Genomic DNA, 22,556 nt, shown 5'->3' on the forward strand with positions numbered 1-22,556 from the left:
TGATAGCTGATAGCTGATAGCTGATAGCTGATAGCTGATAGCTGATAGCTGATAGCTGATAGCTGATAGCTGATAGCTGATAGCTGATAGCTGATAGCTGATAGCTGATAGCTGATAGCTGATAGCTTACCACAAAACATAAAAAAGGAACAGACTATGAGATAATAGTCTAGTTCCTACACAGAAGTGGTTGAATCAGTTATGCCGACGAAAAAATCAGGTAAGCTTTAAAATTACTAGGTCATAGCAATTCCTTAGACTTGCGCTTTAATGATGTCACACTTAATCCCAGTAAGCCTAGGCTGAACAAGCCCATGGTCATGGGTTCAGGAACAGGTGTAGAATTAGAAGGATGGTTAGGATCAAGAGTTAGATCAACATTAATATCAGCCTTATCAAAAGTATAAGAACCCGTAGCACCTAACCAGCCAGACATACCAAAGTTAGTGTTTTTACCATTAGCTCCAAACCCAACCTGGAAGGCGTGTTTACCATCTCTAGGCATTTGGTAAAGATTCAGTTCTTTACCATCGTAGAAATCTACGCCAGTTAAGGTAGCGCGATCTTCATCCATGTTATAGTAGTACCAATCACTAGTATCGATGGAACCACCATTTTCTACATAATTAAACTTCGGTAGTTCCTTTTTGGGTTTTACCGTAGGTTCTGTTGTGCGATCGAACCAAATATCAACCTCCCATTTTTTAGTATCATCTAACTCAGAAACGATGGTGCCCAACAAATTAGCACTCCCATCATCGTATTCATTAAAGGTACCTTTAGGGTCAAATAGAAATCTCCCTGATTCCAACTCAGGTAACCAGAAAGAGTGTCCTGACCAATAGGTGTCTGGGTTGCTATGAGCTTCAGTGGCTATCCAGGACTTCTTGACGAGATCAGCTGCCTGGGCTTGTCCTACTGCTCCCAAAACTATAGACCCTAAAACTAATCCACTGGTTACAAATTTAGTTATGTTCATGTTATAGACGCCCTAGTTATTTTAATAAATTAATGAATTGACTGTAGTCTGTAATTAATTTTGACTAAATGTTTGACTAACTTGATCATAGCTTGAGCTGTCAGTAAAATTACTTTCAGTAAATTAACTGATATTTATAGTATGCCAATCTGATGGTTGCGATCGCGTTAGCGCTAACCTATAAAAGGTATAAATTTTGTATTTTTTTGTATAAATTCATAGCAAAAAAAAAATACCGTCACCCTTAAACTCGCACCCAACTTGATTTCATGACCCGGAGCTAATCTACAGAAAATAGCCCGTGCATTTTTTCCGTCCTCTTCAGGACTATCAAGGGGCCACTTCTAAGCAAGTCAGCTCAAGTGCCCACTCGCGCTTTGCCTCAATACGAATTGCTAAAACCTTGATGTTACAAGGTTTTTCATTCCCTGTTCCCTATTCCCTATTCCCTATTGCCTGGGGGCAGCGCTATAGCTTGACAAATTGCCCTTAATTAAGGGAAACTCTAGGTTGTCCTATGGGAGGGCGAAGCAAAAGCACATAAAACCTAGGGTTTCAGTAATTAATTACTTGCCCCAATCGGTCGCCCCTACCCAAAAATCACCGATGCCAGACTTTCCATCGGAGGCGTTCTATGCCGGAAAACACGATCTCAGCAGAAATTGAGTCATCCCCGAACCACTCTAGACAAGCTGCTTTAGCTCTACAACAGCTTGGCTTTCGGATACTGCACATTGGACCGACTATCAGTGTACAAGCCCCGCAATCCCTGTGGGAATCAACTTTCAATGTTTCCTTCCAACCACAGCAGAAAACCCTGATCCAGGAGATAGATGGCAGTGAGGTTACCTATCCCAAAGCTACGGTTGACAATCTACAAATTCCTGAGCAACTACAAACCTTGCTAACTGGGGTGATGTTTGTAGAACCCCCAGAATTTTTCTGATCGCGTAGCGTGGCCAACGGCCAATCCAGTTAACGATAATTTGAACATTGTCAGCCTATGGGCTACGCGCATAGGCTGATAGCTGAATGCTTACAGAACATTATCCAGGCTAGAGGCACGATCCGATCGTGCTTCTACTGTATTAATAGTCAAATGTTCAATAGTAAAAAATTTCCAAAATAATTTTAAACTAAAGCCGAACAAAACAAAAGTACCCACGAGGGTGACGTCAATATGTGATTAAAAATACCAAACTAAAGAAGTAAACCAAAGAAGTAAAGCAACTTGGTTTGTTGATCAACAAAGACAGCGATAGTCATCAACCGCTGTCTAACTAGGATTTAACTAACAGGATAATTATGATACAACAACTACAGACGGGAGTTGAGCGAGTTTCCTTTGAAGCCATTCTCGCATCAGAAAGTGGCCAGTCTATGTTCGCAAGTGACACCTACCTCCAACCGGAGAATCTTCAACAATTCGCTCCACCCCCTGGACGGGGCATTCAAGCTGCAAATATTCTACAATCCCTTGGTTTTCGAGTCGAGCAAATCGGAACCTTTTCTATTAGTGCTGATGGACCACGGGAACTTTGGGAACGGGTCTTTAGCACCCGAGTTGAACAGGACAGCCAACTGATTAGCGAGGCTCATCCTCAACTGGGAGAAGTGACCTTCTTGCGCCATGTTGCTGGTGCTCCCTTTACCATTCCCCAAGAGCTATCTGGGTTGATAGAGCGAGCTTATCCCCAACGTCCACCGATTTTATTTGAGTCACCACTGCCTCCACGGGTTGGTTATCATCACCTTAATGTTCCCTCCGATGTAGCTATGGTATGTCGCTCGACCCCTGTCCACAAAGTCGGGGTAACCGGTAAGGGCGTTTTAGTAGCAATGGTAGACACTGGATTCTACAAGCATCCCTTTTACGAGTGGCATGGCTACAACTACCAGGCAACTTTGGCACCAGATGCTCAAAACGTGGAGCGGGATGAGAATGGTCATGGCACCGCTGAAGCAGCAAATATTTTTTCCAATGCACCGGATATTGACTTTATTGGTGTCAAAATGGGGAGTAACCCCACCCTGGCGTTTAAGATGGCATCGGATTTACATCCAGCGGTGATGAACAACAGCTGGGGCTTCAGTATTCCAGAAGGGCCTCTACCGAATTACCTTAAGCCCTTAGAGGCAGCAGTTATTGAAGCCGTCAAAGAGCGTGGTATTACTGTCTGTTTCTCTGCTGGTAACGGACACTACGGATTTCCTGGTCAGATGCCGGAAGTGATTTCTGTGGGTGGAGTCTATGCCCACGATACTGTTGAGGGCAATGACTTTCGCTTAGAAGCTTCCGACTACGCCAGTAGCTTTGATAGCCAGATTTATCCAGGACGCCACGTACCTGATGTGTGTGGACTGGTGGGAATGCGACCCAGCGCTGCTTATATCATGTTGCCCGTTGAACCAGGGGACGAAATTGACCAAGGCTTGGGCGGCGGTAAGTATCCGAATCAGGACGAAACGGCTACTGATGATGGCTGGGCCGTGATCAGCGGTACTAGTGCTGCTTCTCCCCAAGTAGCTGGTGTTTGTGCCTTGCTTAAGCAGGCGCAACCTGGTCTGTCTCCATCTCTGATTAAGCAGATTCTGCGGGCATCAGCGCGAGATGTTAAGCTGGGCAAGAGCGCCCATGGTCAACCGGCAGGAGAAGGACACGATGGAGCAACTGGAGCCGGTTTGGTGGATTCCTATGCCGCCTATAAGTTAGCTCGCTCCGTGACCATCCGCAATGTTCATGACTTGCCAGCACCTCGATGAGATAGCGCTTCTCAAATAGGTGAGCTATAGTTTTGATTTGAGGGAATAGGGAGTCGGGAATTCAGAAGTCAGAAGTCGGGAATCGGGAGTCGGGAGTCGGGAGTCGGGAGTCGGGAATCGGGAGTCAGGAATTGGGAGTCAGGAATATCACCACACTCCCATACATCCCATCTGCCCATCTTTCCCTCTCTTCCCCTGCTCCCTGTTCCCTATTCCCTGTTCCCTGTTCCCTTTGTTAGATATGCTGACCAATAGGATAATCGCCCATCGTGGAGCATCTAATTGTTCCAAAGAGAATACTATTGAAGCCTATGAGAAAGCGATTGAAATTGGGGCTGACTTTATCGAATTTGATGTAAGAATCACTAAAGATGGGGTATTGATTTCCCATCATGATGCTATGATAGCTAATCAAGCTATCAGTCAGTTAAGCTTTGCTGAAATCAATTCCATTGCTGGTCAGCAAGGGTTTAGAGTTCCTACGGTTGAGGAAGTTTTAATACTGACTCGTAACAAAATTCAACTAGCGGTTGAGCTCAAAGAAAAAGGCTATGAAGAAAAAGTCATGGCCTTAGTAATGGGATATATCAAGATAGATGAGTTTGTTATTTTATCATTTAATATTTCATCATTAAGATCGATAAAATCTAAGCATCCTGAGGTAAAAACGGGATTGCTATTAAGCCAAAACAATAATAATTTTCTGATTATATTACTCAGGTTTTTCGGGATTTGGGTGTTTCAAAAACTGATCCGACTTACACCGGATATACTAGCACTACAGTGGGAAACGTTAAAATTTGGTTTATTGAAAATTGCTGCTAAACAGGGCAAACCGGTTTTTGCTTGGACTGTAAATGATCAAAAAATGATTGGAGAGTTTCTAAATGATAATCGGGTACATGGTATAATTACCGATAAACCGGACTTAGCTCGCAAGCTATTGACTAATCTTGAATGTACTCTTCGCCATTGATCATCGCTATCTCGGCTCTGACAAATTCTCGTCCTAGGTAAAGGGCGTGATCGAAGCGACTTAAAGGACAGGGTTTAGTTTCTTCGGTAATTTTCATGCCTAGTTCCTTGGCTGTCCTACCTTTGAAAATAGCGGTGGGAGTACGGTTTAATTTAACATCGCACGGAAATGGTTCTCCGGTTTCTGGATCAACTGCTAACCCTTTATCATTAATTTTGTTACTGTAGTGTTCGGCACAGATCAGACTTGCATCTCGGTCTATGTAAATAATAAAGTAGCCCTCTGGATCGAGTTCAATAAAGCGTTGGGAGAGCTTTTCATCAATAGCAGTAATGTTTTGGGCAGTGATCATCATGGGAACGGTCAAGGGCTAAAGCTGATGGCAAATTCCACTATGATAACTCTAACAGAACAATTATACAAGGTCAGAGATGAGGATAACAGGGAAACAGAGCGGGGCGCGGCAGATGTTGGAGGTGTGGGGAGTTACTTGGTCACTTACTCAAAAAAGTTGATAAATTTAACAGCCATACTTACTCTAGATTTAGTATAGTAGAGCTTGGGAATTTAATAGTTAACCCTAGTGGTAGTGTTGTACCTTGGGGTTAGCCAGCCATGGTGTATTATATCTAAGATTCTGAGCAACGAGTGAAAAGGCCACAAATCCTGTCGGCAAAAACTATAACCCAAATCACTCCAGATTTAGTATAGTAGAGCTTGGGAATTCAATAGTTAACCCTAGTGGTAGTGTTGTACCTTGGGGTTAGCAAGTCATGGTGTGTTAAATCTAATATTCTGCCTAACCAGTGAAAATGCAACAAACCCTATCGGCAACAACCATAAATCAAAATCAAGGGAAGATTAAGGTGATCAAACGGGATGGTTCTCTCGCTGCCCTTGATATTTCCAAAATTCGTGGTGTTGTTGAGTGGGCTTGTGCTGGCAAGGATGTCAATCCGATCACTCTAGAAGCCGGACTCACTACCCGCTTACGTGACGGTGTTACTACCAGAGAAATTCAGGATAACTTGATCAACTGTGCCCTGGAAATGTGTAGTCCTGATCAGCCTGACTGGCGCTATGTAGCAGGACGAATGCAGATCTGGAGTCTCTGGAAAGATACCCTGGTAAACCGTGGTTATGAGTACGGTGACTACCCTAGAACTGTTCGCTCTAAAGTAGAGTCTGGTCAATATGACCCCAGTATCTTAACCTATACGACTGAGGAGCTAAACGAAGCAGGTTCTTGGATTAATCCGGATTGGGACACGGATTATGATTATGCAGGGGCTGTACTGCTAACTCGTCGGTATCTCCTGGCGGATGAGTTGCCCCAAGAGGCATTTTTAACTTGTGCTCTGCTGCTAGGGTCAGTGGAAGTCCCGGAAGATAGACTAGGTTGGGCAAGGCGATTTTATGAAGCGATCGCACAACGGAAAATATCTCTAGCTACCCCGATCCTGGCTAATCTCAGAATTCCTAAGGGGTCTCTGTCTTCCTGTTTTATCACTAGCATTGATGACAACCTGGAAAGCATCTTTGAAGGAATTACTGATACCGCCAGAATCTCCAAAAACGGTGGTGGTGTTGGGGTCAATGTCAGCCGGATTCGCTCAACAGGTAGCTGGGTGATGGGCAAAGCCAATGCTTCGGGCGGGGTGATTCCTTGGATTAAACTGCTTAACGATACTGCGATCGCAGTTAATCAAGGAGGCCGTCGGGCAGGGGCAGTCACCGTTAGTGTGGATGTTTGGCATATCGATGTGCCAGAGTTTCTGGAGATGCAAGCGGAAAATGGCGATCCCCGGCGCAAGGCTTATGATATCTTTCCCCAATTGGTGATTCCCGATGAGTTTATGCGTCGGGTGGTTAATAAAGAAGACTGGACATTAATCGATCCCTATGAAGTACGGATCAAGCTAGGGATTGAGCTATCCGAACTTTGGGCAGAGGAGTTTGAAAGCGCCTATCAAACCATTGAAGCAGCCATCGGCGAAACCCTGACTCTCTACAAAACGGTTAATGCTCGGGAACTCTTCAAGACGATTATGCGATCGCAAGTAGAGACCGGAATGCCTTACTTGGCGTTCAAGGATACCATTAACCGCGCTAATCCTAATCAACACGAAGGCTACATCCCAGCGGTAAATCTTTGTACCGAAAGTTTCTCTAATGTCGAAATTGGCAATGCTGCTCACTGTTGCAATTTGGACTCAATTAATCTCGCCAATATTGAGGAAACTGAATTGCCCAATATCTGTCGTCTAGCAGTGCGGATCCTCGATAACACGATTGATTTAACCACTCCTCCTTTTGAAGCAGCCCATAGGCACAATCACAAATACCGCACCATCGGAGTAGGGTGTATGGGATTAGCGGATTGGTTAGCGAAACGGTGGCTAACCTATAACAACCTCAAGGAAATTAGTAACTTATTTGAGGATATTGGCTACTACTGCACCCATGCATCTATGGAACTGGCTATCGAACGTGGTGCTTATGCTGCTTTCGATGGCAGTGAGTGGAGTAAAGGTAAGCTAATTGGCGCTAAACCAGTGGAATGGTTTGTAGAAAATTCCCAGCATCAAGAGCGTTGGATAGCCCTATCTCAGGATATTCAAAAATTTGGGATTCGCAATTCTCATATTACTGCGATCGCACCCAATACATCCTCATCCCTAGTACAAGGATGTACCGCGAGTGTCTTACCAGTTCACAGCAAATTCTTCTATGACAAATGGGCAAAAGGCACTGTACCCATTGCCCCACCCTTTATCAAAGACAATTTTTGGTTCTACCACGAGAACAAAAACTTTGATCAGAAAAAAGTTGTTCAAGCAGTCGCCACTATCCAGCAATGGATTGATACTGGGATTTCCATGGAATTGTTATTTAACTTAAACCAAGGAGTCTATTTCCCAGACGAACCTGAACGCACCCTCAAAGCCAAAGACATCTATGAAACCCTAGTCATGGCCTGGGAATTAGGATGTAAAGCCGTGTATTATATCCGAACCGTCCAGCGTGACAACTTCAAAGAATTAGACAACACTTGTATCGCTTGCGCCAATTAGTGATTCTGTGGAACAGGCTTCCAGCCTGTGAAGGATCGGTCAGCAGTCAGCGGTCAGTGGTCAGCGGTCAGTGGTCAGCTTTGTGGAACAGGCTTCCAGCCTGTGAAACATCAGCTGATAGCTGATAGCTGATAGCTGATAGCTGATAGCTGATAGCTGATAGCTCTTGCTCCCCACACTCCCTGTTCCCGATTCCCGATTCCCGATTCCCGATTCCCGATTCCCTACTCCCTACTCCCTACTCCCTACTCCCTCTAAAAATGCTAACTACAATGCCAATTAACCCTATCTTTAATCCAGATGGGGATGATAAAACTGAACACCGTTCAATTTGGTTTGGTAACACCACTAACTTGATGCAACTCAATGATGTCCGTTATGCTTGGGCAATTGGGTTGTATCAACAGATGCGGGAAAACTTCTGGATTCCCCAGAAACTAGACCTAACTCAAGACGTAACAGACTACTCCAATTTAACGCCAGCAGAACGTTATGCTTATGATGGGATTCTCTCCTATTTAACTTTTTTAGATTCCGTTCAAACCTGCAATATTCCTCACATCAAAAGTAGCATTACTGCTCCAGAAGTTAGTCTGTGTATGGCGGAACAAATTTCTCAGGAAGGGATGCACAATCAAAGTTATCAATATATCATAGAAACCGTTATACCTACTGAACATAGAAGTAGAGTTTATGAATTCTGGCGCACTGATAAAGTGCTGAGGGATAGATGCGAATTTGTTGCCAGTTTCTATCAAAAATATGTTGATAATCCCACCCCAGAAAACTATTTTGTTTCCTTACTGGCTGACTTTTTACTAGAAGGAATGTACTTCTATAATGGTTTCATTTACTTCTACAATCTCGCCTCTAGGATGCTGATGCCAGGCTCAGCTGACATTTTTAAAATGATTAATCGAGATGAACTGAGTCATGTCCGGCTTTATCAAAAGTTAATCCCCATGGCTATGGAAGTATTTCCCTATTCCAGGGACCAAATTTATGAAATGTTTGCCACAGCAGTGGAGCATGAATGTCGCTGGACTAATCATATTGTTGGTAACGATATTTTAGGGATTACCGAACGGAGTACTGAGCACTACACCAAGTATCTGGCTAATATCAGGTTACGTTCTATTGGATTAGAACCCCTTTATCAGGGAGAAAACTATCAAAAGAGTCCCTACAGCCACTTAGAGCGTTTTTCTGATACTAAAAAAGATGCTCATACTAAGGCCAACTTCTTTGAAGCTAGCGTAACTAGTTATGTGATGTCTTCTGGGGTCAGTGGTTGGGATGAAATCTAGGGAGTAGGGAGTAGGGAGTAGGGAGTAGGGAGTAGGGAGTCGAGAGTCGGGAGTGAGGTACACAGGATTTTTTCCATGTTGCCTGTTGCCTGTTGCCTGTTGCCTGTTGCCTGTTGCCTGTTGCCTGTTGCCTGTTGCCTGTTGCCTGTTCCCTGTTGCCTGTTCCCTAAAACCTAGAACGAAAGTACCTCACCCAATGGCAAACCGCTATAATCTAGATTTATCAAGGATACTAAAAAGTATGTCATCAAAAGTAGCTATTGTTACTGGAGGAACTCGTGGGATTGGTTTCGGCATCTCTGAGCAACTTGCCGCTGATGGATATGATTTAATTCTTGGCTTTAATAGCAATGAAACAGCAGCAGCTAATAGTAAAAAAACCTTAGAATCTGATTATGGAGTTAAGGTTTATACTGTCAAAGGTGATGTTGCTCAACCAGAAACCGTAGACAAGTTTTTTGATTGTTTAGAAAACAATTTTGGTGGTAAGTTAACGGCACTAATCCATAATGCTGGATTGTATGTAGGAATGACAACGTCTCCAGCATCAGACCAAGCCGAATTAGCTGCTAATTCTCAACGTCTATTATTAGGAGATGGTAACTTAACCAGTTTAGCGGCCTATGAATACTATCAAAATGTCTACCCTAAATGCTTCATTCGTTGTGTAGAAAAAGCGGTTAAATACATGGAAGATGGTCAAGGTTATATTGTAGCAACGTCTTCCCCTGGATGTAACATGAATCAAACCCCAAAACTCAGTTATATTATGCCAGGAACCGGAAAAACCGTGGTGGAATTTTTAACCCGGTACTATGCTAGGCTTCTAGCTTCAAGGCAGATTACTGTTAATGTCGTTATTCCTGGTTTTACCAAAACAGAAGCTTGGAATGCTGTTACGGCAAACTCTGGCGGAGTAGATAGCGAAATGATGCAAAAAAGAATTAAAAGTACCCCCATGCAACGTTGGTGTTCCCCAACAGAAGTTGGTCAAGTGGTTGCTTTTTTATGTTCTCCGAAAGCTGCTTTTATTACAGGAGTTGCTTTACCCATTGATGGCGGATTACATTTACAGTAAGCTGTTCAGCATTTAGATTGGGATACCTAAATTGCTCAAAGGGAATAGGGAACAGGGAGATAGGGAGATAGGGAGATAGGGAGATAAGGAGATAGGGAGATAGGGAGATAAGGACACAAGGAGCTATGGGGATATTACTCATCAGTTTACTCCTACCTCAATTTCTTCCACACCAACAAATTGAGATATAGCGGTTCTCATATTAATAAAGTAAACACACCTATTTTTTCCCTATTCCCTGTTCCCAGATCCGCTGTTCCCTTCCCCCAAAGCAGTAAACTAGAAACCAAACCATCTAAATCCACCCATCGATTCTCAGTGACTAGAAGCCGCGAACCATTTCCCAGTCTGCTGCTGTATCACGCCCTGAAGTGGTCAGTGGTTAGCCCCTTAGTCCATACCTATTTCCGGGGTCGCATTTATGGTGCTAAACAAGTACCCACCTCGGGACCACTGGTGGTGGTGAGTAACCATGCGAGTGACTTTGACCCACCGATTTTAGCCAATTGTGTCGGACGTCCAGTAGCCTTTATGGCCAAGGAAGAATTGTTTCGTGTCCCAGTCCTGAAACAGTTTATTGAATTGTATGGTACTTACCCGGTTAAGCGAGGCTCAGCAGACCGGAGTGCCCTGCGTTCTGCTCTCAATTTCCTCGACAATGGCTGGGCGGTTGGTGTGTATTTGGATGGCACCCGGACACGGGATGCTCGCATTCATAACCCCAAGCTTGGTGCCGCCTGGATTGCTGCCCAAGCCCAAGCCCCCCTGCTGCCCGTTACTTTGTGGGGAAGTCAAGCAATTGTTAAAAAAGGTTCGTTGATGCCACGGTCTGTACCCTTAACCGTCCGCATTGGTAAGCTGATTGCTCCTCCTAGTTCTAGTAACCGAGACGAATTGCAAGCTGTGACCCAACAGTGTGCTGCAGCGATTAATGCTCTCCATGATTTGGGACGTTGATTATGTGGGAGTAGGGAGTAGGGAGTAGGGAGTCGGGAGTCGGGAGTAGGGAATCGGGAATCGGGAATCGGGAACAGTTGCGTAGGGTGTGTTAGGGACGGGCTCCCTCTCATTTTCCGCCTCGTAGTCAGCCTTGGAACAGCCCGGCCCGTAACGCACCACCGGGTCCAACAGCTTTAATGAGATGCACCCCAAACCCCACACCCCACACCCCACACCCCACACCCCACACCCTCAATTCTCTACCTAGCTTCACCAATAACCGTAAAAGCCGCCCAAGCTTTCGGGTCTGGATTACCATCTCCATCATTGAGCATCGATAACATCGCCTCTCGCATCGCTTTCGCTTTATCCATTTTGTGGGTGTAAATATTCGTGTAAAACTCCGTCATCAACTTGGCCGTATCATCATCAGGCACTTGCCATAAGGACACCACCAAACTGGGTACACCTGCGGCAATCAAAGAACGGGATAAACCCACTACCCCTTCCCCTTTTATCTCACCCCTACCAGTATCACAAGCACTCAGGACTACTAACTTTGCGTTCAATAAGGATTTTTCCGGTAGTCCGTAACCAATCAGAATTTCATCACTGGTGAGAAAGCCATCATGGTCTGGTTCCTCAGGAGCTAATGCGATCGCACCTCGATAATAAATACCATCGACTAAACCATGGGTGGCTAAATGGATAACGGAAGCATTGGCCATTTTTTCTACAATGGTTGATTCTGTTGCTTCTGCTCCAATTAGAGCAGTGGTCTTCAGCAATTGAGCAATGGTTAATGCTTCTTTTTCTGCACCCGATAGAGACTTTAAAGGTTCTTGTTCCTGTCCTACTGTAATGGTGGGCATGGTGGGATTACCCACAATCAATGGTGTTCCGTTGCTGTCTTGGACTCGATGCCAATGTTGACGGGTAAACGACAGAGATTGGATCGAAGGAGCAGTGAGAATGGTATGGTTTTCGATTAGATAATTTCCGTCATCATCTAGCAGAGCAGCAAAGGGAACCAGAAATAGTGCTTGATGGGGAATGAAAATAATACGGTCTGATTCGCTTTCAGGTAATACGTCAAGAATGGGAGTAATCAGGAGTTGGTAGAGTTGGTTTAGTGGATGACTATCCTTAGGGTTTGGTGGTGAAGTAGGATTCTGATTACCTCTACCTCTGACAGCGACATAATCACGAGTGACTTTGACTAGTTCAGCTAGAGTGGTATCTTCGGGTAAGGTATGACTACGGAAGGTAATCTCACCTGTGGGAGCAATTACCCAAATATAAATTTGGCCACCAAAAATGGAATATTCCACCAAAGTGGCTTGTTGTTGTTGAGCAATCTCTTGAATGTCTTTAAGAGTAGGAGCTTTAGTTTTTTGAGTAGTTTCAGATAACTGTGCCGCTAATAAATCAATCAGAGCGCGGTTGCGACCCCGTTCGGAAATCTCTAAGGCTTGTTTTGGTTTTCCTTGAGCAATCAATACCTGTTGTAAAAGACGATAGCTACGAGCTTGTTATTCAAAAATAGAAATCTTCCAATCATCTTTGTTACGGAGGAAGTGGCGGATATCTTCCAAAATTTTAATGGCATCATACAGGTGAATTTCGGCTGGTTCTAGTTGATTTATTTTTAATAAGGTAACACCGAGATTATTTAGGGAGGCAGCTTCACCTTTGCGGTCTCCGATATCCCTAGCAATAGCTATCGATTTTTGGTAGTAATCAATCGCTTTTTTGTAGTCTCGCAGATTATCGTATGCAATACCCAGACTACCCAGGGAGGCAGCTTCACCTTTGCGGTCTCCGATATCCCTAGCAATAGCTATCGATTTTTGGTGGTAATCAATCGCTTTTTTATAGTCTCCCAGATTATCGTATGTACTACCCAGATTATTCAGGGAATTACCTTGACTCAGGCGGTTTCCGATTTCCCTAGCAATAGTTAATGATTGTTGGTAGTAATCAATCGCTTTTTTATAGTCTCCCAGTTGACTGTATGTAGCACCCAGATTATTCAGGGAATGACCTTGACCCAGGCGGTTTCCGATTTCCCTAGCAATAGTTAATGATTGTTGGTGGTAATCAATCGCTTTTTTGTACTTTCCCAGATGATAGTATACAATACCCAGATTATTCAGGGAGTCAGCTTCACCCTCGCGGTCTCTGATTTCCCTTTTAATAGCTAAGAAGTGTTGGTAGTAATCAATGGCTTTTTTATAGTCTCCCAGAGGAACGTATGCACTACCCAAATGATTCAGGGAGCCAGCTTCACCCTGGCGGTCTCCGATTTCCCTTTTAATAGCTATCGATTGTTGGTGGTAATCAATCGCTTTTTTATAGTTTCCCAGATGATAGTATGTAACACCCAGATTATACAGGGAGTTAGCTTCACCTTTGCGGTTTCCAATTTCCCTAGCAATAGCTAAGGAGTTTTGGAGGGAATCAATCGCTTTTTTGTACTCTCTCAGATGATAGTATGCATTCCCCAGATTACCCAGGGAGTTAGCTTCACCCAGGCGGTAACCGATTTCCCTAGCAATAGCTATCGATTGTTGGTAGTAATCAATCGCTTTTTTGTACTCTCCCAGAGTACGGTATGCATTACCCAGATTATACAGGGAGTTAGCTTCACCTTTGCGGTTTCCAATTTCTCTTTGAAAAGCGATTGATTGTTGGTAGTAATCAATCGCTTTTTTGTACTCTCCCAGATGATGGTATGTAGTAGCCAGACCAATTAGGGAGGCACCTTCAACCTTGCGGTGTCCGATTTCCCTAGCAATAGCTAAGGAGTTTTGGAGGGAATCAATCGCTTTTTTATAGTTTCCCAGATGATAGTATGTAACACCCAGATTATACAGGGAGTTAGCTTCACCCTTACGGTATCCAATTTGTTTATAAATCACCAATGCTTGCTGCCAAGATTGTAATGCTTCTGGGAACTCACTGCGACGAACGTGACTCATTCCCTGCTGAAATAGTTTGTCCGCCTCGGCTTGCTTACTGTCTACTTCAACTATGGCATCACTAGGGGTTATAGTTCCTTCTTGCTCTGGGCTAACCGTGTTTTGTTCTTGAGCCAGTGCTAGTACAGTGAGGAAACTAGCCACAACAGGGAGTACCCCAGGGGTGAGGTAGACAGTGAGAAGTCCCAACCATAAGACTTGCTTAAGTTTCATATCGGATATTGAATTATTCCCTACTTCCCTATATCTGAGAGATTCCTGAGCCTATGCAATGATTCAGGGAGTCGGGAGTAGGGAGTAGGGAGTCGGGACTCGGTAGTGGTGCGTTACGGGACGGGCTGTCCCAAACACACCCTACGCCACTACTATAAAAATAGCGATCGCATTATAGCTGGACAAGGGTTATAGGGATAGCTTCGGCCACTATATTTTACGAATCATTGAGGAGTGCTATATATTGAAATAATCTCGATTTCCATTACTCGATGCATTGGTTTGGTTGGCTTTTCAGTTGTGATCAGTTGATCTGCTTTAATTTGCAGTGCAGCTGCTACATGAATCGCATCCATCCCAGCTAAACCATAGGTACAGGCAATTTGTTGGGCATTTTGGAGAATTTGCTCTAAGTCAGTTGCCCAATGGTTGACAGCATTAAAGAAGGTTTCGTAAAATTCTGTTTCATCTTGTTGCTTGTTAAAAATTGCTTTAGGCAAGACTTCTAACTGCACGAAGCGACTTGAGGCAAACTCCCGATTTTCATCGTTAAGAATTTGATTGGCTCTAATGCTGATTGACTCAATGCCTTGAAAAGCGGTAATCAGTACACCAGAGTCTATGTAAGTCTTCTTACGAGTCACTCCATCCACCTCGACGTGCAGCCAATTCCAGTTCAATGTCCTCTTCGTTGAGCAGTCGTAAGCCAGCAGCAATTGCTCGTTGTCGAATTTCCCATAATTTTTGGGCTAAGGGAGTTTTTGGTACAAAATCCGATTGAGGGGGTGTTGTTTCTGACTCAGATTTAAGGAGTTCAACAAACTCCAAAACTTTTTGCTGTTTTTCCGGTGCCAGTTCTCGCCAGTGTTTAAGTAGTTCTTCTTCTTTACCCATAAACACCTCCCGATGGAATGATAATTCTATTGTATAGGAATAGGGAACAGGGAATAGGGAACAGGGAATAGGGAGCAGGGAACAGGAATAGGCAAGAGGCAAAAGGCAAAAGGCAATAGGGGCAAGAGTTCCGAACTTTCCCCACACCCGACTCCCGACTCCCGACTCCCGACTCCCCAAATTCTCTACCTCGCTTCACCAATAACCGTAAAAGCCGCCCAAGCTTTCGGGTCTGGATTACCATCTCCATCATTGAGCATCGATAACATCGCCTCTCGCATGGCTTTGGCTTTATCGAATTTGTGGGTGTAAATATTCGTGTAAAACTCCGTCATCAACTTGGCCGTATCATCATCAGGCACTTGCCATAAGGACACCACCAAAGTGGGTACACCGGCGGCAATCAAAGAACGGGATAAACCAACTACCCCTTCCCCTTTAATCTCACCCCTACCAGTATCACAAGCACTGAGGACCACTAACTTTGCTTTCAATAAGGATTTTTCCGGTAGTCCGTAACCAATCAGAATTTCATCACTGGTGAGAAAGCCATCATGGTCTGGTTTCTCAGGAGCTAATGCGATCGCACCGGGATAACCAATACCATTGACATCATCCAGTAAACCATGGGTGGCTAAATGGATAACGGAAGCATTGGCCATTTTTTCCACAATGGTTGATTCTGTTGCTAAGGGTCCAATCAGAGCTTTTGTATTGAGCAATTTAGCAATGGTTAAGGCTTCTGTTTCTGCACCCGGTAGAGCGGGTAACGGTTTTTGTTCCCGTCCTACTGTAATGGTGGGCATGGTGGGATTACCCACAATCAATGGTGTTCCGTTGCTGTCTTGGACTCGATGCCAATTTTTACGGGTAAACGACAGGGATTGGATCGAAGGAGCAGTGAGAATGGTATGGTTTTCGATTAGATAATTTCCGTCATCATCTAGCAGAGCAGCAAAGGGAACCAGAAATAGTTCTTGATGGGGAATAAAAATAATACGGTCTGATGGGTTTATTGGTAATACGTCAACAATGGGAGTAATCAGGAGTTGGTAGAGTTGTTGTAGGGGATTACTATTGTTAGGGTTTGGTGGTGAAGGAGCATGAGGTAATAAGTTAACAATTGAAGTAATCAACAGTTGGTAGAGTTGTTGTAGTCGATTACCATCCTTAGTGTTTTGTGGTGAAGAAGGATTGTGATTAGATCTACCTCTGACACCAATCTCCTCACGACTAAATTTGACTAGTTTGGCCAGAGTAGTATCTTGGGGTAAATCATGACTACGGAAAGTAATCTGCCCAGTGGGAGCAATCACCCAAATATAAATCTGGTCATCAACAATCGAATATTCCACCAAGGTTGCTTGTTGTTGTTGAGCAATCTCTTGAATGTCTTCAAGAGTAAGAGCTTTGGTTTTTTGAGGAGTTTCAGATAACTGTGCCGCTAATAAGTCAATCAGAGCGCGGTTGCGACCCCGTTCGGCAATCTCTAAGGCTTGTCTTGGTTGACCTTGAGTAATCAAGACGTGTTTTAACAAAATATAGCTGTTAGCTTGTTTTTCAAAAATAGAAACCTTCCAATCATCTTTGTTACCGAGGAGGTGGCGGATATCTTCCTTAATCTTAATGGCATCAAACAGGTGAGTTTGGGCTGGTTCTAGTTGTTTTTTTTTTAAGAAGGTAAGACCGAGATTATTCAGGGAGTTAGCTTCACCCTGGCGGTCTCCCATTTTCTTTTTAATAGCTATCGATTTTTGGTGGTAATCAATTGCTTTTTTATAGTCTCCCAGATGATCGTATACAAGACCCAGATTACCCAGGGAGTTAGCTTCACCCTGGCGGTATCCGATTTCCCTATCAATAGCTATCGATTTTTGGTGGTAATCAATTGCTTTTTTGTAGTCTCCCAGATTATCGTATGCAAGACCCAGATTATTCAGGGAATTACCTTGACTCAGGCGGTTTCCGATTTCCCTAGCAATAGTTAATGATTGTTGGTGGTAATCAATCGCTTTTTTATAGTCTCCCAGTTGACTGTATGTAGCACCCAGATTATTCAGGGAATTACCTTGACCCAGGCGGTTTCCGATTTCCCTAGCAATAGTTAATGATTGTTGGTGGTAATCAATCGCTTTTTTGTACTTTCCCAGATGATAGTATACAATACCCAGATTATTCAGGGAGGCAGCTTCACCCAGGCGGTATCCGATTTCCCTAGCAATAGCTAAAGATTTTTGGTGATAATCAATCGCTTTTTTATAGTCTCCCAGATTAAAGTATGCACCACCCAGATTATCCAGGGAGGCACCTTCACCGTGGCGGTGTCCGATGTCCCTAGCAATAGCTATCGATTGTTGGTGGTAATCAATGGCTTTTTTGTACTCTCCCAGATTACGGTATGTAATACCCAGAACACCCAGGGAGCGAGCTTCACCCAGGCGGTATCCGATTTGTTTATAAATCACCAATGCTTGCTGCCAAGACTGTAATGCTTCTGGGAACTCACTGCGACGAACGTGACTAAGTCCCTGCTGAAATAGTTTGTCCGCCTCGGCTTGCTTACTGTCTACTTGAACTATGGCATCCCTAGGGGCTAAAGTCCCTTCTTGCTCTGGGCTAACCGTGTTTTGTTCTTGAGCCACTGGTGGTAAACTCAGGAATCTAGCCAAAACCAGGAGTACCCCAGGGGTGAGGTAGACAGTGAGAAGTCCCAACCATAAGACTTGCTTAAGTTTCATATCGGATATTGAATTATTCCCTATTTGGCCATATCTGAGAGATTCCTGAACCTATGCAATGATTCAGGGAACAGGGAGTAGGGTGTGGGGTGTGGGGTGTGGGGTGTCGGGAGTCGGGAGTCGGGAATCGGGAATCGGGAACTTTGACCCGGTGAGTGGAATGGGCATCAGGCTTAGAATGGGCATCTTGTGGAACGGGCATCTTGCCCGTTTCATTCCCCGGCGGGGGTTCCAACCGATGCCAACAGCGGAAAACCATGGCAAGCCCGGAAGGGTGAGAGCAAGAGTACCCTCGCGGGTACTGTGAAATTCCAGAGAGCTTTGGAAAAATGGTAGTTAACAGTTCAATCTGTCTGAAGTCCTTTTCTAAATTCATAGAAATTCACGATGACAACTAACAAGGAAGATTTAATGCAGTCAACCTGGGAGACAATTTTTTTGGCCTGGTTTAGTCCTGTAATTCCCTTGAATGAGCCTCCTTGTATGATCAAGTCATGTGTATGAAACAAAAATCCCAGGGATAGAATCCCGGGGAGTTTAAAAAGAGATTAAAAAGGATAATGCCTAAAGTAGACTTAGCAAAATTGGGTATTTTTGCCGTTTTACTGGTATTTCTGTTAGGTAGTTCATGGGTGCTGGCTGATATATTGCAAAATCAGGCTATTGCGGCTCCCTACGTGCAATTTTCTACAGGTAATTTCCAGTGGCGGAGTTATCGGAAGGCTACTCACCCCAAGTTTGGGAGTAGTGCTGACAGAGAAATCTTTTCGGCTGTGTCTGTCCCTAACTGCACTGCCGTAATTCCTGACCAAATTTATCGTTTTGTTGAGGGTATAGATAGCTGCCTTCAACCAATGACAGATGATGAAATTGAGCAGATGCTCAAGGATCCATTTGCTACTGGAATTCTCAGCAAAGGAACATTTCCAGAGAATGTAGATGCTCTAGCTGCTGCTATTGCAGACTCCCAACTGAACTTGGAATCAGCGAACTACTTCCTTGGAGAAGGCAGTCAAATCCCGACGACGATTGCATCCCGTGAAGAACCCCGTAACCTTCGTTATGTTCTTACTTGGGGAACGAGTCGCACCAGTAATGCCGATATTCTTGTGAGTACAGCTGCCGGTGGCAACTCTAGCTTTTTGCAAGTAATTGCCTGGGATGCACAAGCCAAAAAATACAACTTCTATGAATTGCGGGAACAGGTAGGTGAACAACTAGGTACATCTACCAAAGTTTGGACTTGGGCTGGGGATTCTGGGATGGCGCGGGCACAACCGACTATGGGAGTGGGCTGTTTTGATTGTCACCATAATGGTGTGGTGATTATGAAAGAACTTGCTCCACCCTGGAACAATTGGCATTCTCAGCGGGGGCCAATCTCACCCCTAGTAGTGCCGTTAAGGGTGACCCAAGAAATATTCTTTAATAACTTGCAAGGAGCCGAGGTGCTTGAGCAGGTAATTCTCGGTGGTTTCATGAAATACCATAAAAATTGGTTGCGCGATCGCTACAAAAAACAAGCAGGAGTTATTAACTTAACGGACGTCAACCAGATGCTACGTCATCTGACCACCAACACTACCATCAATTTGGCCTCAACGAATATTGAAAGCAACGGAGCCAAGACTAGCCCAGCCAACCGTGCTGTTGATGGTATTCCCAATGACTTTTTTCTTTGGAATTCAGCCCTCAAGACCAGCTTAGGTCTTAACTACAATATCCCGCTGATTACCTTCGAGCGACAAGAGTATGACAATTACCTAAATACCCATCATTTCCAACTGGTTCAATCTGACTTCACCAAACCGGATGATTCTCCACTGTACGAACAGGATGGCTCTACCTACTTTTCTTTCTTTGTGCCAGTTCCTGCTGCAGAAGACCTCTACATGCTCAAACAGATGCGAAGTGCCAAGATTTTGACAGATAAATTCATTGCTGCTGTCTTGATGGTGGACTTCAAAAACCCTGTCTTTTCGGAAAAGCGGTCTAGCTTGCAGCAGTACGCTGAGCAAGTCACAACAGGCACAATCATCAATGGGATTAGTAGTGTACCCAATGATTTTGCCGAGAAAGTTAGAGTTGCTGCTGCTAACCAGCCTCCCTGCGATCCTACTAACTTTGACCAATGCACTGCGGAACAAGAGTTTTTGCAAACATGGGAACTACCTGATAATCAGTGGAAATCTTTTGTCCAAGAGCAAATTCAGGCTTATTTGGATGAATTAAACACACTTTCTCCTAGGGAGCAGTTAGCTCAACTGATGGAATCAAGTGTCAAGCGCCGGGAGCAGTTTCAATCCTGGCCAACAATTAGTAACCTGAATGAATTTAGCTTGTTACTTCCCCAGAGTGATTTAAGTCATTAGGGCTTGATTAAATCAGACCCTCAAGAAATTAACTAAAACAACAACAACTTTAGCAATCCGTGTAGGAATTGATAGAATTTTTGTTCCCTTTTCCCTACTCCCGTCTTGATGCAGTCGCTCATGGGGGAAACCCCCAAGACCGCGCTGCATCGCTACTCCCTACTCCCTGTTCCCAGATCCGCTGTTCCCTGTTCCCTTTGCTATTACTTGCCATATCAATAACACTAAAAAACTAAGGAGTCAATCAATGGCTAAACTACCTCAATTTGATCCACCAGCCAATCAAAATGATTTTTGTGGAGAAGAAGAAAAGGAAAAAGCATTACGCACTCGCTGGAGTAATAACATTAATCGCTATACAGAACAAACCTTGAAAAACGATCCGTGGAGTTCAGTTAACCAACCACCCCTAAGCCAATATTTCAATCCTCTCAAAACTGATATTCCAGAAGGAACGAAGGGTGTACCGATTAAATGGACGGCGTTCCCGAACCGGATTTTAATGGCATATCCCAATGTTGGGGAACGTACCCAGTGGCAATATGCTGACGAAGGACCACCCCCGGAGGATAACTATGGTCCGAGTGGTCCCCGTGGCTGGCAGGATGAATATTGTGAGTGGAGCGTCACCCGCAATGCACAGGGTAAGATTACCAAAATAATGTTCACATGTGAGAACCGAGAATACTGGTATACCTTGTGGGAAGTCGATCCCAATGTTGTCTTGGGCCTTTACCAGAAATTAGTCAGTCCCGAGGTCAAAATTGAGGATCTGTATCTGCGTGACCAACAAGGTAATTTAGTTATCGATCCCGCCACCGGGCGACCAGCTTATAACGATCGCAATGCCTGGAATAGCACCACGACTGCTGGAGCGGTTCACCTGATTAGCAATCCTAATTCCCTAAGTGCGGAAGTATTTCTAGCTGGACAAGCCACAGTCCTCCGTAGAGATGTAGCAGGTAATCCAATTACAGACAAAAACCAGCTGATCAATTGCAGTCGGTATGGTACCCCAAACCGTAACAGTGATCCCACCATTGGAGCGTCCGTTAACGGATTAGTGCGGGGAACAGGAGCACCAGGTTCTGGACTTCGGATATCCCTGGCAAATCCCGTCGGTCTGTACATCCAAGAACCTAGTTTTAACACCTACGAATTACCCTTTGATGCCCCTGAAGATGCTAAACCCTCAGACTACTGGAAGGTGATTCGCGGGCGTAAACGGGACTCTGGGGAGGAAATGGACTATATTCTCCATGCAGTTTATGAAGTGCCTGAGGAGTTAGGCTTTACGGTTAGCGATATTACCATCAATGGATTCAATATTGAATACGGGGCACAAATTGCTCAAACTTTCCAAATTGCTCTTGCAGGTCTGGGCTTGCCTCAGGTGAACCAAGATGGGCTTCTTTGTGCAGGGGAACCAAAGTTATTACCTCGTCCGTATGTCTTGAGAGAATTGGAAATGCTTAGTGTAGCGTTTCGTTCTAGCTTAAATATGCGTATTGAGCCAGGGACTACCGTGGAGAATGTTGTACTGTACGCATTTGACAGCGATTCACAATCCACTATTGAATTTACTGGTTCACCAGGTATTACCTTTGAACAAACAGATTTTCAGGATCTAGGTAGTAATCAGCAAGTGTTCATCCTCACCATCACTGCTGCTCCTGATGCTCCCTTGGGGAATCGTTCTATTCTTATGAAAAATCCCGATCCGGATAACCCCGGAAACTATTACGGTGGTCCTGCTGTTTTTGGTTTATTAGAAGTCGTTGCACCAGGTACACTTAACAGAAATCAGGATGCTGCTGTATCTGAGGTGGCAGAAACTGCTCCCACATTGATAGCAGTGCCAGATAAACTTCTCTTAGCTCCCATTGAGTTATCCAAAAGAAGTAATGCTAGGTAATACTTAGATCTTGCACCAAGTTGAAAATTTACCTGTCAAACTAGGGAACAGGGAATAGGGAACAGGGAATAGGGAATAGGGAATAGGGAACAGGAATAGTGGTGTGTTACGGGACGGGGATCCCAACCGATGCCAACAGCCGGAAAACCAACCATGGCAAGCCCGTCTGATCACGCACCACTAGCAACTCCCCCATCTCCCCATCTCCCCATCTCCCCATCTCCCCATCTCCCCATCTCCCCATCTCCCCATCTCCCCATCTCCCCATCTCCCAATCTCCACACCCTCCCCACACCCCACACCCTAAATTCTCTACCTCGTTTCACC

The 22,556-nt window shown here is 44.5% G+C and carries 18 protein-coding genes; 9 read left to right on the plus strand and 9 right to left on the minus strand.

Annotation, left to right across the window (positions count from 1 at the left end; translation table 11 throughout):
- Positions 1–241: 241 nt before the first annotated feature.
- Positions 242–979, minus strand: coding sequence for a PEP-CTERM sorting domain-containing protein (locus F6K46_RS29520; RefSeq protein ID WP_075902947.1), 738 nt, complete (start codon positions 977–979; stop codon positions 242–244).
- 634 nt (positions 980–1,613) lie between these two features.
- Here F6K46_RS29520 and F6K46_RS29525 point away from each other — a divergent pair.
- From F6K46_RS29525 to F6K46_RS29535, 3 genes are all read left to right on the plus strand, one after another.
- The gene (locus F6K46_RS29525) at positions 1,614–1,925 is read left to right on the plus strand and encodes a hypothetical protein (RefSeq protein ID WP_293063727.1); all 312 of its coding nucleotides are present in this window, start codon (positions 1,614–1,616) and stop codon (positions 1,923–1,925) included.
- Positions 1,926–2,284: 359 nt separating this feature from the next.
- Positions 2,285–3,742 carry a S8 family serine peptidase gene (locus tag F6K46_RS29530; protein ID WP_293063729.1) on the plus strand — a complete coding sequence of 486 codons (1,458 nt, stop codon included), beginning with the start codon at positions 2,285–2,287 and terminating at the stop codon, positions 3,740–3,742.
- Positions 3,743–3,983: 241 nt separating this feature from the next.
- Positions 3,984–4,718, plus strand: coding sequence for a glycerophosphodiester phosphodiesterase (locus tag F6K46_RS29535; RefSeq protein WP_293063731.1), 735 nt, complete (start codon positions 3,984–3,986; stop codon positions 4,716–4,718).
- On the opposite strand, the gene F6K46_RS29540 is transcribed toward F6K46_RS29535, so the two are convergent.
- Positions 4,690–5,073 (minus strand): DUF4346 domain-containing protein, encoded by a 384-nt coding sequence (locus F6K46_RS29540; RefSeq protein ID WP_293063742.1) that lies wholly within the window; start codon positions 5,071–5,073, stop codon positions 4,690–4,692. The two genes, F6K46_RS29535 and F6K46_RS29540, sit on opposite strands and share 29 nt — an antisense overlap.
- 457 nt (positions 5,074–5,530) lie before the next feature.
- Here F6K46_RS29540 and F6K46_RS29545 point away from each other — a divergent pair, with 457 nt between their 5' ends.
- From F6K46_RS29545 to F6K46_RS29560, 4 genes are all read left to right on the plus strand, one after another.
- Positions 5,531–7,792, plus strand: coding sequence for a ribonucleoside-diphosphate reductase subunit alpha (locus F6K46_RS29545; RefSeq protein WP_293063744.1), 2,262 nt, complete (start codon positions 5,531–5,533; stop codon positions 7,790–7,792).
- A gap of 260 nt (positions 7,793–8,052) precedes the next feature.
- Positions 8,053–9,099: a ribonucleotide-diphosphate reductase subunit beta gene (locus F6K46_RS29550; protein WP_293117621.1), complete on the plus strand. Its 1,047-nt coding sequence runs from the start codon at positions 8,053–8,055 to the stop codon at positions 9,097–9,099.
- A 52-nt stretch (positions 9,100–9,151) separates the two neighbouring features.
- The gene (locus tag F6K46_RS29555) at positions 9,152–10,177 is read left to right on the plus strand and encodes an SDR family oxidoreductase (protein WP_293063735.1); all 1,026 of its coding nucleotides are present in this window, start codon (positions 9,152–9,154) and stop codon (positions 10,175–10,177) included.
- A 318-nt stretch (positions 10,178–10,495) separates the two neighbouring features.
- Complete coding sequence (locus tag F6K46_RS29560; RefSeq protein WP_293024086.1) at positions 10,496–11,134, plus strand: lysophospholipid acyltransferase family protein; 639 nt, start codon at positions 10,496–10,498, stop codon at positions 11,132–11,134.
- Here the strand turns inward: F6K46_RS29560 and F6K46_RS29565 are convergent, their stop codons facing one another.
- The 7 genes from F6K46_RS29565 to F6K46_RS29595 all read right to left on the minus strand — a co-directional run bounded on the left by F6K46_RS29565 (position 11,135) and on the right by F6K46_RS29595 (position 18,144).
- Complete coding sequence (locus tag F6K46_RS29565) at positions 11,135–11,293, minus strand: hypothetical protein (RefSeq protein WP_293117624.1); 159 nt, start codon at positions 11,291–11,293, stop codon at positions 11,135–11,137.
- Between the two features lie 83 nt (positions 11,294–11,376).
- Positions 11,377–12,615, minus strand: coding sequence for a CHAT domain-containing protein (locus F6K46_RS29570; RefSeq protein ID WP_293060683.1), 1,239 nt, complete (start codon positions 12,613–12,615; stop codon positions 11,377–11,379).
- A gap of 33 nt (positions 12,616–12,648) precedes the next feature.
- Complete coding sequence (locus tag F6K46_RS29575; RefSeq protein WP_293060685.1) at positions 12,649–14,310, minus strand: tetratricopeptide repeat protein; 1,662 nt, start codon at positions 14,308–14,310, stop codon at positions 12,649–12,651.
- 224 nt (positions 14,311–14,534) lie between these two features.
- Positions 14,535–14,954, minus strand: coding sequence for a PIN domain-containing protein (locus F6K46_RS29580; protein WP_293060687.1), 420 nt, complete (start codon positions 14,952–14,954; stop codon positions 14,535–14,537).
- Entirely contained in the window at positions 14,944–15,384 is a 441-nt protein-coding gene (locus tag F6K46_RS29585) for a hypothetical protein (protein ID WP_293060689.1), read from the minus strand. Before F6K46_RS29585 ends, F6K46_RS29580 begins: the two co-directional genes overlap by 11 nt.
- Positions 15,385–15,389: 5 nt before the next feature.
- Positions 15,390–17,942: a CHAT domain-containing tetratricopeptide repeat protein gene (locus F6K46_RS29590; protein ID WP_293060691.1), complete on the minus strand. Its 2,553-nt coding sequence runs from the start codon at positions 17,940–17,942 to the stop codon at positions 15,390–15,392.
- Positions 17,943–17,955: 13 nt separating this feature from the next.
- Positions 17,956–18,144, minus strand: a complete 189-nt coding sequence (locus tag F6K46_RS29595) for a hypothetical protein (RefSeq protein ID WP_293060693.1) — start codon at positions 18,142–18,144, stop codon at positions 17,956–17,958.
- A 358-nt stretch (positions 18,145–18,502) separates the two neighbouring features.
- Between F6K46_RS29595 and F6K46_RS29600 the strand changes: the two genes are divergently transcribed.
- Together F6K46_RS29600 and F6K46_RS29605 are read left to right on the plus strand one after the other, a co-directional pair.
- On the plus strand, positions 18,503–20,314 hold the full coding sequence (locus tag F6K46_RS29600) for a hypothetical protein (protein ID WP_293060695.1): 1,812 nt from the start codon (positions 18,503–18,505) through the stop codon (positions 20,312–20,314).
- Positions 20,315–20,561: 247 nt separating this feature from the next.
- Entirely contained in the window at positions 20,562–22,229 is a 1,668-nt protein-coding gene (locus F6K46_RS29605; protein WP_293060697.1) for a hypothetical protein, read from the plus strand.
- Positions 22,230–22,556: the final 327 nt, after the last annotated feature.

The sequence above is a fragment of the Moorena sp. SIO3E8 genome (assembly GCF_010692445.1).
Classification (GTDB): domain Bacteria; phylum Cyanobacteriota; class Cyanobacteriia; order Cyanobacteriales; family Coleofasciculaceae; genus Moorena; species Moorena bouillonii.

What these genes read in the sequence shown, in the direction of transcription:
- F6K46_RS29600 (WP_293060695.1), top strand. Translation starts at nt 18,503, where the DNA reads ATGCCTAAAGTAGACTTAGCAAAATTGGGTATTTTTGCCGTTTTACTG.
- F6K46_RS29525 (WP_293063727.1), top strand. Translation starts at nt 1,614, where the DNA reads ATGCCGGAAAACACGATCTCAGCAGAAATTGAGTCATCCCCGAACCAC.
- F6K46_RS29520 (WP_075902947.1), bottom strand. Translation starts at nt 979, where the DNA reads ATGAACATAACTAAATTTGTAACCAGTGGATTAGTTTTAGGGTCTATA.
- F6K46_RS29545 (WP_293063744.1), top strand. Translation starts at nt 5,531, where the DNA reads ATGCAACAAACCCTATCGGCAACAACCATAAATCAAAATCAAGGGAAG.
- F6K46_RS29575 (WP_293060685.1), bottom strand. Translation starts at nt 14,310, where the DNA reads ATGAAACTTAAGCAAGTCTTATGGTTGGGACTTCTCACTGTCTACCTC.
- F6K46_RS29595 (WP_293060693.1), bottom strand. Translation starts at nt 18,144, where the DNA reads ATGCCCGTTCCACAAGATGCCCATTCTAAGCCTGATGCCCATTCCACT.
- F6K46_RS29530 (WP_293063729.1), top strand. Translation starts at nt 2,285, where the DNA reads ATGATACAACAACTACAGACGGGAGTTGAGCGAGTTTCCTTTGAAGCC.
- F6K46_RS29535 (WP_293063731.1), top strand. Translation starts at nt 3,984, where the DNA reads ATGCTGACCAATAGGATAATCGCCCATCGTGGAGCATCTAATTGTTCC.
- F6K46_RS29540 (WP_293063742.1), bottom strand. Translation starts at nt 5,073, where the DNA reads ATGATGATCACTGCCCAAAACATTACTGCTATTGATGAAAAGCTCTCC.
- F6K46_RS29590 (WP_293060691.1), bottom strand. Translation starts at nt 17,942, where the DNA reads ATGAAACTTAAGCAAGTCTTATGGTTGGGACTTCTCACTGTCTACCTC.
- F6K46_RS29550 (WP_293117621.1), top strand. Translation starts at nt 8,053, where the DNA reads ATGCTAACTACAATGCCAATTAACCCTATCTTTAATCCAGATGGGGAT.
- F6K46_RS29605 (WP_293060697.1), top strand. Translation starts at nt 20,562, where the DNA reads ATGGCTAAACTACCTCAATTTGATCCACCAGCCAATCAAAATGATTTT.